We start from the raw sequence: 15,937 nt of genomic DNA, 5'->3' as shown, positions 1-15,937 counted from the left end.
TGCAGCCCGTTAGCTGAACCAGAGATTCTGGACGTTTGTTCAGAAAGAAGGGTGGAACCGCGGGTTAATATAACTCCGTCCCTTTACCAGGGATGGGGTTTTTTATATGCAAAAATTTAATTGAAGGAGTGTTACCCATGGAAGAACAGATTAAAGTGACTTTTCCTGATGGAAATAGCAAGGAGTATCCAAAAGGGATCACAGTTGAAAAAATTGCATCATCCATTTCTTCAGGTCTGAAAAAGAAAGCAGTTGCCGGTAAAGTAAACGGTCAGCTTCTGGACCTTCGTACACCGCTTGAACAGGATGCTGAGGTAGCCATCCTCACACCGGACGACGCGGAATCACTTGAAATTATGCGCCACAGTTCAGCTCACCTGATGGCACAGGCAGTAAAGCGTCTATACCCTGATGCGAAATTTGGTGTTGGTCCTGTCATTGAAGGTGGATTTTACTATGATATTGATACTGAATCATCAATTTCCACTGAAGATCTTCCGCGTATTGAAAAGGAAATGAAAAAAATCACTGGAGACAATATTAACGTTGAACGTGAAGTTGTCAGCCGTGATGAAGCAGTCAAGAGGTTCAAGGAGATCAATGACCCTTATAAGCTTGAACTGATCGAAGCCATTCCTTCAGATGAAGACGTTACAATCTATAAGCAGGGTGAATTCTTTGATCTTTGCCGCGGGATTCACGTTCCGTCTACAAAGCATATTAAAGAATTCAAGCTGTTAAGCGTTGCCGGCGCATACTGGAGAGGCGACAGTGATAATAAAATGCTTCAGCGTATTTATGGAACAGCATTCTTCAAAAAAGAAGACCTGGATCATCACCTGGAAATGCTTGAGGAAGCGAAGCAGCGTGACCACCGTAAAATCGGTAAAGAACTTGATCTGTTTACAAGCTCTCAGCTCGTTGGCCAGGGACTCCCGATCTGGCTGCCAAAAGGCGCAACAATCCGCCGGACAATCGAACGCTATATTGTAGATAAAGAAATTTCTTTAGGCTACGATCATGTTTATACACCTGCACTTGGTAGCGCAGAGCTGTACAAAACAAGCGGACACTGGGATCACTACGAAGAAGGAATGTTCCCACCGATGGAAATGGATAATGAAACACTTGTCCTTCGCCCGATGAACTGCCCTCACCATATGATGGTGTACAAACAGGATATTCACAGCTACCGTGAACTGCCGATCAGAATTGCAGAACTTGGTCTGATGCACCGCTATGAAATGTCAGGTGCACTGTCAGGACTTCAGCGTGTTCGTGCGATGACACTGAATGATGCACATATCTTCGCACGTCCTGATCAAATTAAAGAAGAATTCCAGCGCGTTGTGCGTCTGATTGAAGAAGTCTATAAAGATTTCGGTTTGCACGAATATAAATTCCGACTTTCATACCGTGATCCTGAGGATACTGAAAAGTACTTTGACGATAATGAAATGTGGGAAAAGGCTCAGGCAATGCTGAAAGAAGCGATGGATGATATGGGCCATGACTACTTTGAAGCAGAAGGCGAAGCGGCGTTCTACGGACCGAAGCTTGACGTTCAGGTGAAAACTGCGATTGGAAAAGAAGAAACATTGTCTACTGTCCAGCTTGACTTCCTTCTTCCTGAACGCTTTGACCTGAATTATATTGGTGAAGATGGCAAGCAGCACCGCCCAGTCGTCATTCACCGTGGTGTTGTATCAACAATGGAACGTTTTGTAGCCTTCCTGATTGAAGAGCACAAGGGTGCACTGCCTGCATGGTTAGCGCCGGTTCAGGTACAGGTCATTCCAGTGTCACCATCGATCCACCTTGATTTTGCGAAAAAAGTGCAGGATGAGCTTCAGCTTGCAGGTGCACGTGTAGAAGTAGATACGCGTGACGAGAAGATGGGGTATAAGATCCGTGAAGCACAAATGAAGAAAATCCCTTATATGCTTGTAGTAGGGGATAAAGAAATGGAAAATCATGAAGTCAATATCCGTAAATACGGTGAGCAGGATACAGACACTGCGTCACTGAATGATTTTGCGCAGCAGCTGAAAAACGAAATCAGAAGATAGAAAAAATCTGCCGGGTTAACCCGGCAGATTTTTTTATTCTCCACGCTGATATTCTTTTTCAGTGCCATCTTCAAACGTAATTTCTATTTCGATGGACTGGAATCCTTCTTCTACTTCAAAACCTTTAATCACGCTGTCGATCACTTCATCGTCAGGGGTTTCAATAGTGAAATCAAATTCGCTCAGCACAGGCTGAATTTCCTTGAAAGCATCATCGCCTGACATGGTCAGCATATCTTTTTCATTTTCATATGATGCTTCTACCTGGCTTGCTTCATTGTCAAATGAAACTTCAAAGTCATTATTATTTCCCTCATATTTTGCATCCATCTCAAATGTAAGAAGTGAGATTCCGGTATCCTCCTGGATCTCGGACTCAGATTCAGGCTGGTCTTCTGTCTGTCCAGTGTCATCTGCTGAAGCCGGCTCTTCGACTGTTTCGTCCTCTTCGCCGCATGCAACGAGTATTAAACTTAAGCTGGCAGCTGTTAAGATTGTACGTGCTTTCATCATTGAACGCCTCCATATAAATAAATTAGAATTACATTAGGTATAGCCTTTCCGGTGAAATTCAAACGTATTTACATGAAAAAAGAGTGAATAAATCAGAAACTTGTCGAAAAGGTGTTGCTTCACATCCATTAATCTGATATTATCAATTTTGTTGATTAAGAACTTGGATTGACATTCCACTCGGAAGTTGCTACAATAGCAAGAGTGAATCGAATACGTATTTGTGTACAAGAAGAGGCACCCGCTTCTCACCTTCCCGGCAGATAAAGCTGGATGGTAACACGCATTTTATTTCCCTGAATAGGGTAGTATGTGCATGGCAGCGGGAGACTGAAGAAGTTTCCGGCTTTTTTTATTGCCGAAAACGAGTCGCAAAAGTATTCAAAATCAATCCGGAGGTGGATTACTATTAGCAAGGATAACACGCAGATTAATGAAAGCATCCGTTCACGCGAGGTGCGTCTGATTGATCAAAACGGTGAACAGCTAGGTGTTAAATCAAAGAATGAAGCATTAGAGATCGCAGCGCGCGTCAATCTTGACCTCGTTCTCGTTGCACCAACAGCTAAACCGCCTGTTGCAAGAATTATGGACTATGGTAAGTTCAAATTCGAACAGCAGAAAAAAGAAAAAGAAGCACGTAAAAATCAAAAAGTGATCAATTTAAAAGAGGTTCGTCTGAGCCCTGGAATTGAAGAACATGATTTCAATACAAAGCTTCGTAATGCACGGAAGTTCCTTGAAAAAGGCGATAAAGTAAAAGCTTCTATCCGTTTCCGCGGACGTGCCATTACACATAAAGAAATCGGCCAGAGAGTGCTTGAGCGTTTTGCTGAAGAGTGTAAAGATCTCTCTACAGTAGAAACGAAGCCTAAGATGGACGGCCGTAGCATGTTCCTCATGCTTGCACCAACGAACGAAAAGTAATGATTTAAGGAGGATACTACTCATGCCAAAAATGAAAACTCACCGTGGATCAGCTAAGCGTTTCAAGAAGACAGGTAAAGGGAAGCTTAAGCGTTCACGTGCATTCACTAGTCACCTTTTCGCTAACAAGTCAACAAAAGCTAAGCGTAAACTGCGTAAAGGCTCACTTGTGTCTTCAGGCGATTACAAACGCATCAAAGATATGATCTAATCTAAAAATAATGAACATGATTTATTAGGAGGTAATTTACTATGCCACGTGTTAAAGGTGGAATCGTTTCTCGTAAACGTAGAAAAAGAGTTCTTAAACTCGCTAAAGGTTATTATGGTTCAAAACACACGCTATACAAAGTAGCAAATCAGCAGGTAATGAAGTCAGGAAACTATGCTTTCCGTGACCGTCGTCAGAAAAAGCGTGACTTCCGTAAGCTATGGATCACACGTATCAACGCAGCTGCTCGTACAAACGGTCTTTCTTACAGCCGTCTAATGCACGGACTTAAGCTTGCAGGTATCGAAGTAAACCGTAAGATGCTTGCTGATCTTGCTGTTGCTGATGAAAAAGCATTCGCACAGCTTGCAGACGCTGCAAAAGCTGAACTTAACAAGTAATATCAATCAGGCTGTCCTTTATGGGCAGTCTTTTTATTTAGTAGTCTTTCTCGAACCACGATTTGCCGGAGGTAAATCGTTCAGTCGTTCTTCATACAAAGTTTTTTATGACTAACTGCTGGGTAATGAATAAAATTTTTATATATTAAAGTCTGAAACTGAAGCTGAAAAGTATGATTTAAACATAAAAGAGGTGTCTTTTTGGAAACGGTACTTACGGTTTATTATTTTATTATGTCTGTGATCGGATTTATATCAATGAAAGTGGATAAGAAGCGGGCTCGGAATAATGAATACAGGATTTCCGAGAAGACGCTGTGGACGATTGCGCTGTTAGGTGGTGCGCTTGGATCTTGGGCCGGTATGAATGTGTTCAGACATAAAACCAAGCATCTGTCGTTCAGAGTGGGCATGCCAATCATTGTCATTTTGCATAGTGCATTGATTATCTGGGCAATTCGTTAATATTTGAAAAAAGCTGCCCTATGGCAGCTTTTTTAGTTTTCTTTACCTAATAATTCTCTAATCGGGCTCTTCCAGTCGATTTTGGCATGTGGATAGTTGCTTTTAATTTCAGTCTCCAAAAAACGAAAGTCTTCCACCCTGAACCCCTGAAGATTGGATGGATCATCCGGCCAGACAAAAATGTTGATAACGTCAAATGATCTGTCAGCTTCACCGAGATATTTCTCTCCCTGAAACATGACACCTTTATACGTAATAAAAAAGTTTTTTCGCGGATTCCGTGCATCATCATGAAAAAAATATTCTTCCTTTTCATGAGCCAATTCGAGCTTTCTTTTCGGATCAAATAAATATTTTATCCCTTTATATAATAAAAATAGTATCAATAAGGTAATCGCTACCCGTAATAAAATTAAAATCATGCGGGACCCCCTGTAATCTAGATAATACACATACGGTTTGGTTCAGCTGAAAGTTTCAGTTTTGAACTAAAATTTTGTTACACTGTGAATGAAGGAGTGAATCTGATGAATTGGAACGAACTTTATCAAATGCAATATGAACTTGATTCATTTATCGAAAAAGAGCATGGACTGACAGATCAACATTTATTAAAAGATAAGCTGCTTGCATTGTCTGTTGAAGCGGGAGAGCTTGCGAATGAAACAAGATGCTTCAAGTTCTGGAGTCTGAAGGGCCCATCTGATAAAAGTGTCATTCTTGAAGAGTATGTGGATGGTATTCACTTTTTATTATCAATCGGTCTTGAAACAGATCTCCGGTATGACCAGAAAACGATTTTTAAAACGGATGATTCTCTGACGGAATTATTTCTTCAGTTCAATCGCCATATCAGTGAATTTACACAGGCTCATACACAAGAGCGCTATGATCAAATGTGGCTGACTTATTTATTAATAGGTGAAAAACTCGACTTCTCAGCCGAGGATACGATCCGTGCATATAAAGAAAAAAATGAAGTAAACGTACAACGTCAGAAAAATAAATACTAATTTTGTGAATACTCTGGCGAAGTGGTATAATATTGCTTGGTAATAAGTTAGGGAGGCGAAGAAATGACAAAGTATGATGAGCAGTTAACAATGCTGAAAGATTTAACAGATGCTAAAGGGATTCCGGGTAACGAGCGTGAACCAAGAGAGGTTATGAAAAAATACATATCACCGTTTGCTGATGAAGTAACAACAGACGGTATTGGCAGTTTAATTGCTAAGAAATCAGGTGAAGCAGGTGGTCCGCGTGTGATGGTGGCAGGTCACCTTGATGAAGTTGGCTTTATGATCACTCAAATTGATGATAAAGGTTTTCTTAAGTTCCAGACGGTTGGTGGCTGGTGGTCGCAGGTGATGCTTGCGCAACGTGTGACAATCGTGACGAAAAAAGGGGATATCACAGGTGTCATCGGTTCAAAACCACCGCACATTCTGCCTCCTGAAGCGCGTAAAAAGCCGGTAGATATTAAAGATATGTTCATTGATATCGGCGCATCGTCAAGAGAAGAAGCAGTTGAGTGGGGAGTAACACCTGGTGATATGGCTGTACCGTATTTTGAATTCACTGTGATGAACAATGATAAGATGCTTTTAGCAAAAGCCTGGGATAACCGAATCGGCTGTGCGATTGCGATTGACGTGTTAAGACAGCTGAAAGGTCAGCAGCACCCGAATGAAGTGTTCGGTGTCGGTACTGTTCAGGAGGAAGTTGGGCTGCGCGGTGCACGTACAGCTGCAGCCGCTGTTAATCCTGATATCGGAATTGCAGTTGATGTTGGGATTGCAGGTGATACACCGGGCATAACAGCTAAAGAAGCAAGCTCGAAAATGGGTAAAGGTCCACAGATTATCCTTTATGATGCATCTATGGTTGGCCATAAAGGTCTGAGAGACTTCATCACGAATATTGCGGATGAGCATGGAATCCCTTATCAGTTTGATGCGATTGCCGGTGGAGGAACGGATGCAGGTTCAATCCATTTATCTGCAACGGGTGCACCTTCAATTGCGATCACAGTTGCATCACGCTATATTCACTCACATGCAGCGATGATCCATAAAGACGATTATGAAAATGCAGTAAAGCTGATTGTGGAAGTCGTTAAAAAGCTTGACCGCGATGCAGTAAATGCAATTACATTTGACTAAATGAAAAAGATGCCTCCTTAGCAGGGGCATCTTTTTTAATGATATACTGAATGAAATAAATTGAATGTAAAGGAGTCACCATATGCTACTTGTTGAATATGCACTTTTATTCCTGGCTGCTGCAACACCCTGGCTTGAGATTGCGCTTGTTGTGCCGCTCGGGATCCTTAGAGGATTGTCACCGTTCTGGGTGATGATCACCGGATTTGCAGGTAATCTGCTGACTGTATTTTTGCTCATTGTATTATTTCAGAAAGTGAAAGAATACTTAGCGAAAAGAAATGAAAAAAAGCAATCGAATAAAGAAAATAAACGCCAGACACGGGCCCGGAATATATGGAACAAATATGGTCTTCCGGGCCTTTCTTTGTTAGGCCCGATTCTGATTGGTACACATATTGCAGCTTTTATTGCTTTATCATTAGGAGCTGATAAAACACGTGTGCTGGTCTGGCAGGTTGTCAGTATTGCCGTTTGGACACTGGCATTTGGTTATGCAGCGATATTTGGAATCGATTTCCTGCTGAACACTTAATGTTTTAAGCCGGTTTCAAGGGTTTGAAGCATGCGCTGCTGTTCTTCAGCAGCGCTTTCTTTCCAGATGATTTCAAATAATACACCGAGACCCGGAAGTAATTGCTCTTCTTCTCTTTGAATTGAATCCACAATCGTATCCTGTAATTGCTCAGTATTATTGTCTTTCACATTATGCATCACTGTCTGTCTGATATTTAAATTCATTTCGTACCCTCCATTCTTTGATACCATTATTTTCTCCGCATTCACTATGTCTATACATGAAAATCCGCTATAATAGTGAAATCGATAAAAGAGGAGTGCATATATGTGATTCAATCACTGCAAAATACAAAGGTAAAAGAATGGAAAAAGCTGACGACGAAAAAAGGGCGGGATAAAAGCGGCTTGTTCCTTGTAGAGGGATGGCATCTGACTGAAGAAGCAATAAAAGCGGATGCAGTGATAGAAGTGATTGTAAAAGAGGGGGTTGAACTGCCTTCTTATATGGAATCAGTAGAAATTCACTTTGTGACTGAGGAGATATCCTTAGCGCTGGCTGAAACAGAGCATACACAAGGTGTGTTTGCAGTATGCAGACAGCCGGAAGCTGATTTTGAGACATTGAATGCCTCAAACATTTTGATGCTTGATGCGATTCAGGATCCGGGGAATATCGGAACGATGATCAGGACGGCTGATGCTGCAGGAATTGATGCAGTGATCCTGGGCAAAGGTACAGCTGATCCCTACAATGCAAAAGTTTTACGTTCAGCACAAGGCAGTCATTTTCACCTGCCAATACTAAAGCAGGATTTGTTCTCAGTTATTGACCACTGTAAAGAGAATGGAATTCCTGTATACGGGACATCACTACAGGAAGCTGTAACTTATAAGGAAGCTCAAGAGGGTGAAAAGTTTGCTCTGATCATGGGGAATGAAGGAGCGGGCGTTCATAATGAACTGCTTGCGCTGACTGATCAGAACCTTTATATACCGATCTATGGGAAAAGCGAATCGCTCAACGTTGCGATTGCAGCGGGGATTTTGCTTTATCAGTTGAAAGGTGAATGATTGTCTTTAATTTTTTCAAAAAGTAGTATATACTTGTTGAGGAATGAAATGAAAAACGTTGACGGAGAAGAGTAATCAAGTCAATCTGTTGAAAAGGGAAGGCGGATCCTGGACTGAAAATCTGCCTGCAGAGACTATTGATGAAGTTCACCTCCAGAGTTGTCACCGGGACCGCTTTATGCGTAAAGGTGTACCGGCTAAACGCCGTTATCAGTCTTATGAGCGGATCTGTTATGAACAGATCAATCAGGGTGGTACCACGGAATCTAAGCACTTCGTCCCTTTTACCAGGGATGGAGTGCTTTTTTGTATTGAAATAAAGGAGGAACGCATACATGGAACAACGTCTACAGGAATTAAAGCAGGAAGCACTTGAAAAAGTTCAGCATGCCGGTGATTTAAAAGAATTAAATGATGTCAGAGTCGCTTATCTCGGTAAAAAAGGACCGATCACAGAAGTCCTGAAAGGGATGGGGAAACTTTCAGCTGAAGAACGCCCGAAAATGGGTGCGCTGGCAAATGAAGTGCGTGACAGCATTACAAATTCAATTGAAGAAAAGCAGGAAGGTCTTGAAAAAGAGGCAGTTGAAAAGCAGCTGGCTGAAGAGTCAATTGACGTAACGCTTCCGGGCCGTCCTGTGCCTGCAGGTCATGCACACCCGCTGACAACTGTGATTGAAGAAATTGAAGATCTGTTTATCTCAATGGGCTATACAGTAGAAGAAGGTCCTGAAGTTGAAAAAGATTACTACAACTTTGAAGCACTTAACCTGCCAAAAGGTCACCCTGCGAGAGATATGCAGGATTCATTCTATATCACAGAAGACGTTCTGCTCAGAACACATACATCACCGGTGCAGGCAAGAACAATGGAACGGCATGCAGGTAAAGGTCCTGTGAAGATCATCTGCCCTGGTAAAGTGTATCGCCGCGATAACGATGATGCGACGCACTCACACCAGTTTATGCAGATTGAAGGACTCGTAGTGGATGAAAATATCCGTATGAGTGATCTGAAAGGAACGCTTAACGTATTCGCTAAAAAAATGTTCGGTGAAGACCGTGAAATCAGATTACGCCCAAGCTTCTTCCCATTTACAGAGCCGTCAGTTGAGATGGATATTTCTTGTAAGATCTGTGGAGGAAAAGGATGCAGTGTCTGTAAAGGGACTGGCTGGATTGAGATTCTTGGTGCCGGAATGGTACATCCGAATGTACTCAAAATGGCTGGATTTGATCCTGAAAAATACACAGGGTTCGCATTTGGAATGGGACCTGAGCGGATTGCGATGCTGAAATATGGAATTGATGATATCCGTCATTTCTATACAAATGATGACCGTTTCTTAAAACAATTCGCCCGTAAAGAAATTCGCTAAGGAGGATGAACCATGTTTGTATCTTATAAATGGCTTGAAGAATATATCGATTTATCCGGCGTGACGCCTGATGAACTCGCTGAAAAAATTACGCGTTCAGGAATCGAAGTGGAAGGTGTTGAGATTCCTGCAGAAGGCATTAAAAATGTTGTGATCGGACACGTTGTATCATGTGAAAAGCACCCGGAAGCTGACAAATTAAATATTTGCCAGGTGGATGTTGGTGAAGAAGAAAACGTTCAGATTATCTGTGGTGCACCGAATGTTGCAGCAGGTCAGAAGGTAGCTGTAGCAAAGGTTGGTGCAGTGCTGCCTGGTAACTTTAAAATCAAAAAAGCAAAGCTGCGCGGAGAAGCATCTCACGGTATGATCTGTTCATTGCAGGAGCTCGGCGTTGAAGCGAAACTTGTAGAGAAAAAATATGCGGAAGGCATTTTTAATTTCCCTCAAAATGCAGAAGTTGGCGCAGATGCACTTGAAGCATTAATGCTTGACGATGCAGTGCTTGAGCTCGGACTGACACCAAACCGTGCCGATGCAATGAGCATGATCGGTGTAGCTTACGAAACAGGTGCAATTCTAGACCGTCCAGTAAAGCTTCCTGATCTCAGCTTTGAGACAGTCGATGAGCTTGCAGCAGATGCGATTAAAGTTAAGGTTGAGGCAGTGGATGAAAATCCGATCTATCTTGCGAAAGTTGTGAAGGATGTAAAAGTTGGCGAATCTCCTCAGTGGATGAAGAATCGTCTTGTGGCAGCAGGGATCAGACCTCATAATAATGTAGTCGATATTACGAACTACATTTTGATTGAATACGGTCAGCCGCTACACGCGTTTGACCTTGATCAGATCAAAACAGGTGAAATTGTTGTACGCCTGGCAAAGCAGGGTGAAAAGATCAAAACACTTGATGAAGCTGAGAGAGAGCTGAACGCAAATCACCTTGTCATTACAAATGGCGAAGTGCCAATGGCGATTGCCGGTGTGATGGGTGGATTTGATAGCGAAGTAACAGATCAGACAGTGAACGTCGTGATTGAATCAGCTTATTTCGCGCCATCATCAGTCCGTCAGACGTCTAAAGAAATCGGCCTTCGCAGTGAAGCAAGTTCCCGCTTTGAAAAAGGTGTAGACCCGAAACGGGCGGCACTTGCAGCAGAGCGTGCAGCGCAGCTGTTAGCACTATATGCTGACGGGAAAGTGCTTGCAGGTACTTCAGCAGCGGATCATATGGATATTCAGGAAAAGAAAATTTCAATCACACTTGAAAAAATTAACCGTGTGACAGGTACTGAACTCACGGAACAAGCAGTACTGGATATTTTCCGCAGATTGCAAATTGAAGCATCAGTAAACGAAGGCTTAATTACAGTTTCTGCTCCAACAAGACGGGGAGATCTTGAAATTGAAGAGGATCTGATCGAAGAAGTTGCACGACTCTATGGGTATGACAACATTCCAATGACACTTCCTGTGCATGAAACGAATCCGGGCGGCTTATCCCCGCGTCAGCAAAAGCGCCGTCTGATCCGTCAGACAATGGAGGGTGCAGGACTTGTGCAGGCTGTTACGTATTCATTAACGAATCAGCAGAAGGTCACTGAATTTGCACTTGATGTGAAAACACCTGTTGAACTGATGATGCCGATGAGTGAAGAAAGAAGTCAGCTCAGACAGAGTATCATTCCTCAGCTGCTTGAAAGTGTTTCATATAACAGTGCAAGACAAAAAGAATCTTCAGCGTTTTATGAGACAGGATCAGTATTCCTGGCTGAAGGCTCAGAACTTCCAAATGAGGAAGAACATCTTGCAGGTGCACTGACAGGCCTTTGGCAACTGCACCCATGGCAGGGCGAAAAGAAGCCGGTTGATTTTTATGTGGCAAAAGGTATTCTTGATGCGCTGTGGGAAAAGCTTGGGATCAGCGATGAGATCCATTACGAAGCGGCTAAAATGGACCACATGCATCCGGGCAGAACAGCTGCTGTTTTCTATAAAGATCAGCAGATTGGTATTGTAGGCCAGGTTCACCCTGTAAAAGCAAAAGAGCTTGATCTGAAAGAAACATACGTTTTTGAAGTCAAGCTTGAAGAGATCTACGGCGATGAAACTGCACCACTGAAATACAGCGCGATCCCTAGATATCCTTCAATTTCACGGGATATCGCACTTGTAACTGACAGATCCGTTGCAGCAGGTACACTAGAAGCAATTATTAAAGAGGCCGGTGGAAAGCTGCTGAAAAACGTACAATTATTTGATCTGTATCAGGGTAATAAAATGGAAGAGGGCAAAAAGTCCCTTGCATTCTCACTGACTTATATGGACCCTGAACGTACGCTGACTGATGAAGAAGTCGTAAAAGCACATAATCAGGTGCTTGATGCAGTAAAAGAAAAAACTGGTGCAGAACTGCGTTCGTAATAGAAAAAAAGCTGAGACGTTTTGTCTCAGCTTTTTTACTTTTATCGGGCGATTCAACAGAGGTGAAGTTAAGTGATTTATTTTTAGAATGATTTTAAAAGTGGCGCACTTAACTCTATCCCCGCTGTGCCGCTCATCTCACACAAGCTTCTTTGCTTTTTGTGTATTCGCAAAGTGCACTTTAGTAAAGTGATCCAGACTGCTCTCACCCTGTGAGCGAATCAGCCTGGCTGCTGCCTGGTCGACTTTCGCGCCTGCTCCTTTTGGTAATGTGAATCCTGCTTCCTTGCTCAGCTCGTCCATTGCTTTGATAAAGGCATACCTTGCGATGATGGAAGCTGCAGCAACAGCAAGGTGAATTCCCTCTGCTTTCGTGCTGAAATAGACATTCTCTCTATAGATCGCTTTTTCCCCGCTGATATGACGGTAATAGACCTTTTCTTCTGCAAATTGATCAATCAGGGTGCATTCAGGAGTAACAGGTGCGATTTTTTTTCTTAAATGCAATATTGCCTGATTATGCAGTACTGATTTAATTTTCCCTTGTGTCCACCCTTGCTGCTGCTTAGCATTATACTTTTCGTTCGGTAACGTAAGCAGGCTGTATGGAATGGTGTGGATCAGGTCTTTGGCGATTTTCACAATGGTTTCATCTGTGAGATGTTTGGAATCTTTGACGCCAAGCTCCTTTAGCAGGTTAAGCTGATCTTTTGAAACATAAGCAGCAACCACTGTAATAGGTCCAAAATAATCTCCTGTCCCTACTTCATCAGTGCCAATAATGGACATCTCAGCAATATTGTGCGGCAGACTATGATTAGATGGAGCAGAGACCTTCTTTGTCTTCTGTTCTGCAGTTCCCCATTTGGCAGCTTCCTGCTCACCGCTTTGTCCCTGAAACAGCACTTTTCCGGACTTATAGGCTGTAATTGAATAAGTAGGTCCCTTAGCAGCAAAGAGTGCACCTGCCGGAGGGCTTGGCTTTAAAAAAGACTGATAGTATACCTTCATTTCTTTAATCTTTGAAATTGGTAAAGTTAAGACTGCATTCGCCATTTATTTCTCCTTTATATAGACAAGATTTGTTTTGTCAGCGTACCATACCAGCGCGATATGTAAATATAATCAACTTTTCTTTTCAACTCCAAATTCTACGTGTTATGATAGTGATTAGGATTCTTGAGAATGGGGGCAGCTGCGTTGTCGAACAATCGTAAAAATCGCACAAGTGTTGACATCTATGGACAATCTTACTCCATCGTAGGCAGTGAGTCCACGTCTCATATCAGACTTGTTGCCTCAATGGTTGATGATAAAATGAGAGAGATCAGCTCGGTTAATCCGACGCTCGATACATCGAAGCTGGCTGTTCTGACAGCCGTTAATGCAGTACATGATTATCTGAAGTTAAAAGAAGAAATGGAAGAACTCGAGAAAGAATTAAAAAAATTAAGGGATTGAATGCTGGATGCTGGATTTGCTGTTATTCATTTTGCTTTTGGCCGGTTTCCTGATCGGACTCCGCCGCGGTTTTATTTTACAACTGATTCATATGGTGGGATTTATCATTTCATTTTTCCTCGCCTACACATACTATGAAAGATTAGCGCCTAACCTCGTACTATGGGTGCCATATCCTGCTTTTGATACCGATTCACGCCTCAGCTTTATTGCGGAATCAGTCAACCTTGAGGACTCTTATTACCGGATCATTGCTTTTGCAATTATCTTCTTTGCTGCTAAAATTATCATGCAGCTGATCGGGTCAATGTTTGATTCAGTTGCACAGTTTCCGATGCTCCGTCCATTAAATGTGGCAGGTGGGGGACTGATGGGCTTTATTGAAATGTATCTTGTGTTATTTGTACTGATTTATATTGCTGCAATGATCCCTATGGGAATGATTCAAAATACATTATCTGATTCCTGGATTGCAGCGTTTATTCTAGAACATACACCCGTGTTTTCAGAACAAGTGAAAGACTGGTGGCTGGAAACGCGATCGTCATCATCTTAAACATGAAGAAAGCCCGGAATTCCCCGTTGTGGATTCCGGGCTTTTTAACGAAAGGAAGAGGTCAGATTGAATAAAAAAGATATCATTAAATTACTTGAAAAGATTGCAGTTTATATGGAATTAAAAGGAGAAAACCCATTTAAAATCAGTGCATTCAGAAAAGCTGCACAGGCACTTGAAACTGATCAGAGGAGCCTTTCTCAGATTGATGATTTTACTGCGCTTAAAGGAGTCGGAAAAGGGACAGCTGCTGTGATCAAAGAGTACGTTGAAACTGGTGAATCCGAAACGCTTGAATCACTCAAAAAAGAAGTGCCTGAAGGGTTGATTCCATTACTTAAACTTCCGGGACTTGGCGGCAAAAAGATTGCCAGACTCTATCAGGAGCTCGGTGTTGAGTCAGTTGAAGATTTAATAAAAGTCTGTGAAGAAGGTAAAGTACAGGCGCTTTCAGGATTTGGTGCCAAGACAGAAGAAAAAATTCTTGCTGCTGCACAAAATGCCGGCAGCAGGCCTGAGCGCCTGCCAATCGCAACAGTGCTGCCCATTGCAGAAGAAATTGATCTGCTGCTCAGCGGGATTAAAGAGATTAAGCGCTATTCAAGAGCAGGGAGCCTCCGCAGAACAGCTGAAACTGTAAAGGACCTTGATTTTATTGCCTCAACTGATCACCCGGAAATAGTAAGAGAACAGATTTTACAGGTTGAAGGGCTGAAAGAAGTGATTGCAAATGGCGATACAAAAGTCTCTATTGTACTTGAGCGTGGTGTTGATATCTCGATTGATATCCGGTTGATTGAAGATGAAGCATTCCCCTCAACGCTTCACCATTTTACAGGGTCTAAAGATCACAACGTAAAACTGAGACAGATCGCAAAAGAACGCGGTGAAAAAATCAGTGAGTACGGTGTTGAAAATAACGAGACAGGTGAAGTGAGAACGTTTGAAACAGAAGAGGAATTTTTCAATTACTTTGACCTTCAATATCTTTCACCTGAACTGCGTGAAAACGGCAGGGAAGTGGAAAGACATGAGGAGGCTGCAGGGCTGATCACCCTTGACGACATTAAAGGTGACCTCCATATGCACACGACCTGGAGTGATGGGGCTTATTCTTTGGAGGAAATGATTGAAGCATGTATTGAAAAAGGATACGATTACATGGCAATTACTGATCACTCAGCTTATTTAAAAGTAGCCAATGGTCTGTCTGCTGAACGTTTGAGAAAACAAATAGAAGAGATTAAAGAACTGAATAAAAAATATGATGAAATTGAAGTGCTCGCAGGGATTGAAATGGATATTCTGCCAGATGGCTCACTTGACTATGAAGATGATCTGCTGGCAGAGCTTGATATCGTCATCGCTTCAATTCATTCCTCATTTTCGCAGTCACAGGAAAAAATTATGGCGAGACTTGAAACCGCGCTTCAAAACCCGCATGTGGATTTTATCGCGCATCCAACCGGCAGAATTGTCGGAGAACGGAAAGGTTATGAGCCGGATATGGATCAGCTGATTCAAAGAGCTGCAGAAACAAAAACGGCACTTGAATTAAATGCGAACCCTTACCGATTTGACCTGAATCATGAGAACATATCGAAGGCACAGGAAATGGGTGTTCCAATTTTCATAAACACTGATGCCCATGACCGGACACATCTGGATTTCATGGATCTCGGTGTGAAAGTTGGACGTAAAGGATGGCTGAAAAAAGAATCAGTCATCAACGCCTTAACGTTTGAAGAACTGATGAAATTCCTGAAACGCCACGATTAA

Annotated in this window: 18 protein-coding genes and 2 other annotated features (1 of these 20 only partly in view); of the genes, 14 read left to right on the top strand and 4 right to left on the bottom strand. The window is 42.4% G+C overall.

The window, feature by feature from the left end; translation table 11 throughout:
* Positions 1–86 (top strand) — a binding site (T-box leader); it begins 140 nt to the left of the window's first position.
* A gap of 51 nt (positions 87–137) precedes the next feature.
* A complete protein-coding gene (gene thrS, locus DH10bf12_RS15455) occupies positions 138–2,069 on the top strand; it encodes a threonine--tRNA ligase (RefSeq protein WP_471736138.1) in 1,932 nt (643 codons plus the stop codon).
* A 33-nt stretch (positions 2,070–2,102) separates the two neighbouring features.
* Here the strand turns inward: thrS and DH10bf12_RS15450 are convergent, their stop codons facing one another.
* Positions 2,103–2,579 (bottom strand): YusW family protein, encoded by a 477-nt coding sequence (locus DH10bf12_RS15450; RefSeq protein ID WP_471736137.1) that lies wholly within the window; start codon positions 2,577–2,579, stop codon positions 2,103–2,105.
* A gap of 393 nt (positions 2,580–2,972) precedes the next feature.
* On the opposite strand from DH10bf12_RS15450, the gene infC reads away from it, so the two are divergent.
* The 4 genes from infC to DH10bf12_RS15430 all read left to right on the top strand — a co-directional run bounded on the left by infC (position 2,973) and on the right by DH10bf12_RS15430 (position 4,586).
* On the top strand, positions 2,973–3,509 hold the full coding sequence (infC, locus tag DH10bf12_RS15445) for a translation initiation factor IF-3 (RefSeq protein ID WP_471738252.1): 537 nt from the start codon (positions 2,973–2,975) through the stop codon (positions 3,507–3,509).
* 22 nt (positions 3,510–3,531) lie between these two features.
* Positions 3,532–3,720, top strand: a complete 189-nt coding sequence (rpmI, locus tag DH10bf12_RS15440) for a 50S ribosomal protein L35 (protein ID WP_039810275.1) — start codon at positions 3,532–3,534, stop codon at positions 3,718–3,720.
* 41 nt (positions 3,721–3,761) lie between these two features.
* On the top strand, positions 3,762–4,121 hold the full coding sequence (gene rplT / locus DH10bf12_RS15435) for a 50S ribosomal protein L20 (protein WP_041120948.1): 360 nt from the start codon (positions 3,762–3,764) through the stop codon (positions 4,119–4,121).
* Positions 4,122–4,322: 201 nt separating this feature from the next.
* Positions 4,323–4,586, top strand: a complete 264-nt coding sequence (locus tag DH10bf12_RS15430) for a DUF1294 domain-containing protein (protein ID WP_471736136.1) — start codon at positions 4,323–4,325, stop codon at positions 4,584–4,586.
* Between the two features lie 32 nt (positions 4,587–4,618).
* Here the strand turns inward: DH10bf12_RS15430 and DH10bf12_RS15425 are convergent, their stop codons facing one another.
* The gene (locus DH10bf12_RS15425; protein WP_471736135.1) at positions 4,619–5,008 is read right to left on the bottom strand and encodes a sigma-w pathway protein ysdB; all 390 of its coding nucleotides are present in this window, start codon (positions 5,006–5,008) and stop codon (positions 4,619–4,621) included.
* 105 nt (positions 5,009–5,113) lie between these two features.
* Between DH10bf12_RS15425 and DH10bf12_RS15420 the strand changes: the two genes are divergently transcribed.
* The 3 genes from DH10bf12_RS15420 to DH10bf12_RS15410 all read left to right on the top strand — a co-directional run bounded on the left by DH10bf12_RS15420 (position 5,114) and on the right by DH10bf12_RS15410 (position 7,283).
* Positions 5,114–5,599 carry a dUTP diphosphatase gene (locus tag DH10bf12_RS15420; protein ID WP_471736134.1) on the top strand — a complete coding sequence of 162 codons (486 nt, stop codon included), beginning with the start codon at positions 5,114–5,116 and terminating at the stop codon, positions 5,597–5,599.
* A 63-nt stretch (positions 5,600–5,662) separates the two neighbouring features.
* Complete coding sequence (locus DH10bf12_RS15415) at positions 5,663–6,748, top strand: M42 family metallopeptidase (protein WP_471736132.1); 1,086 nt, start codon at positions 5,663–5,665, stop codon at positions 6,746–6,748.
* A gap of 82 nt (positions 6,749–6,830) precedes the next feature.
* The gene (locus DH10bf12_RS15410; RefSeq protein ID WP_471736131.1) at positions 6,831–7,283 is read left to right on the top strand and encodes a small multi-drug export protein; all 453 of its coding nucleotides are present in this window, start codon (positions 6,831–6,833) and stop codon (positions 7,281–7,283) included.
* Here the strand turns inward: DH10bf12_RS15410 and sspI are convergent.
* Complete coding sequence (gene sspI, locus DH10bf12_RS15405) at positions 7,280–7,489, bottom strand: small acid-soluble spore protein SspI (protein ID WP_471736130.1); 210 nt, start codon at positions 7,487–7,489, stop codon at positions 7,280–7,282. The two genes, DH10bf12_RS15410 and sspI, sit on opposite strands and share 4 nt — an antisense overlap.
* Positions 7,490–7,588: 99 nt before the next feature.
* Between sspI and DH10bf12_RS15400 the strand changes: the two genes are divergently transcribed.
* The 3 genes from DH10bf12_RS15400 to pheT all read left to right on the top strand — a co-directional run bounded on the left by DH10bf12_RS15400 (position 7,589) and on the right by pheT (position 12,141).
* Entirely contained in the window at positions 7,589–8,338 is a 750-nt protein-coding gene (locus DH10bf12_RS15400) for a TrmH family RNA methyltransferase (RefSeq protein WP_471738251.1), read from the top strand.
* A 49-nt stretch (positions 8,339–8,387) separates the two neighbouring features.
* Positions 8,388–8,624, top strand: a binding site (T-box leader).
* 49 nt (positions 8,625–8,673) lie between these two features.
* The gene (pheS, locus tag DH10bf12_RS15395) at positions 8,674–9,717 is read left to right on the top strand and encodes a phenylalanine--tRNA ligase subunit alpha (protein WP_471736129.1); all 1,044 of its coding nucleotides are present in this window, start codon (positions 8,674–8,676) and stop codon (positions 9,715–9,717) included.
* A 12-nt stretch (positions 9,718–9,729) separates the two neighbouring features.
* Positions 9,730–12,141, top strand: a complete 2,412-nt coding sequence (pheT, locus tag DH10bf12_RS15390; protein ID WP_471736128.1) for a phenylalanine--tRNA ligase subunit beta — start codon at positions 9,730–9,732, stop codon at positions 12,139–12,141.
* Positions 12,142–12,279: 138 nt separating this feature from the next.
* Here the strand turns inward: pheT and rnhC are convergent, their stop codons facing one another.
* Positions 12,280–13,197, bottom strand: coding sequence for a ribonuclease HIII (rnhC, locus tag DH10bf12_RS15385; protein ID WP_471736127.1), 918 nt, complete (start codon positions 13,195–13,197; stop codon positions 12,280–12,282).
* A gap of 129 nt (positions 13,198–13,326) precedes the next feature.
* Between rnhC and zapA the strand changes: the two genes are divergently transcribed.
* The 3 genes from zapA (at position 13,327) to polX (ending at position 15,937) form a co-directional block, all read left to right on the top strand.
* Positions 13,327–13,602 (top strand): cell division protein ZapA, encoded by a 276-nt coding sequence (zapA, locus tag DH10bf12_RS15380; protein WP_471736126.1) that lies wholly within the window; start codon positions 13,327–13,329, stop codon positions 13,600–13,602.
* 7 nt (positions 13,603–13,609) lie between these two features.
* Positions 13,610–14,158 carry a CvpA family protein gene (locus DH10bf12_RS15375; RefSeq protein ID WP_471736125.1) on the top strand — a complete coding sequence of 183 codons (549 nt, stop codon included), beginning with the start codon at positions 13,610–13,612 and terminating at the stop codon, positions 14,156–14,158.
* Between the two features lie 66 nt (positions 14,159–14,224).
* Complete coding sequence (gene polX, locus DH10bf12_RS15370) at positions 14,225–15,937, top strand: DNA polymerase/3'-5' exonuclease PolX (RefSeq protein WP_471736124.1); 1,713 nt, start codon at positions 14,225–14,227, stop codon at positions 15,935–15,937.

The sequence above is a fragment of the Jeotgalibacillus sp. 10bf12 genome, from assembly GCF_055597105.1.
Note: the sequence above shows the minus strand (reverse complement) of the source record. Positions and strands in the feature narration are given on the sequence as shown.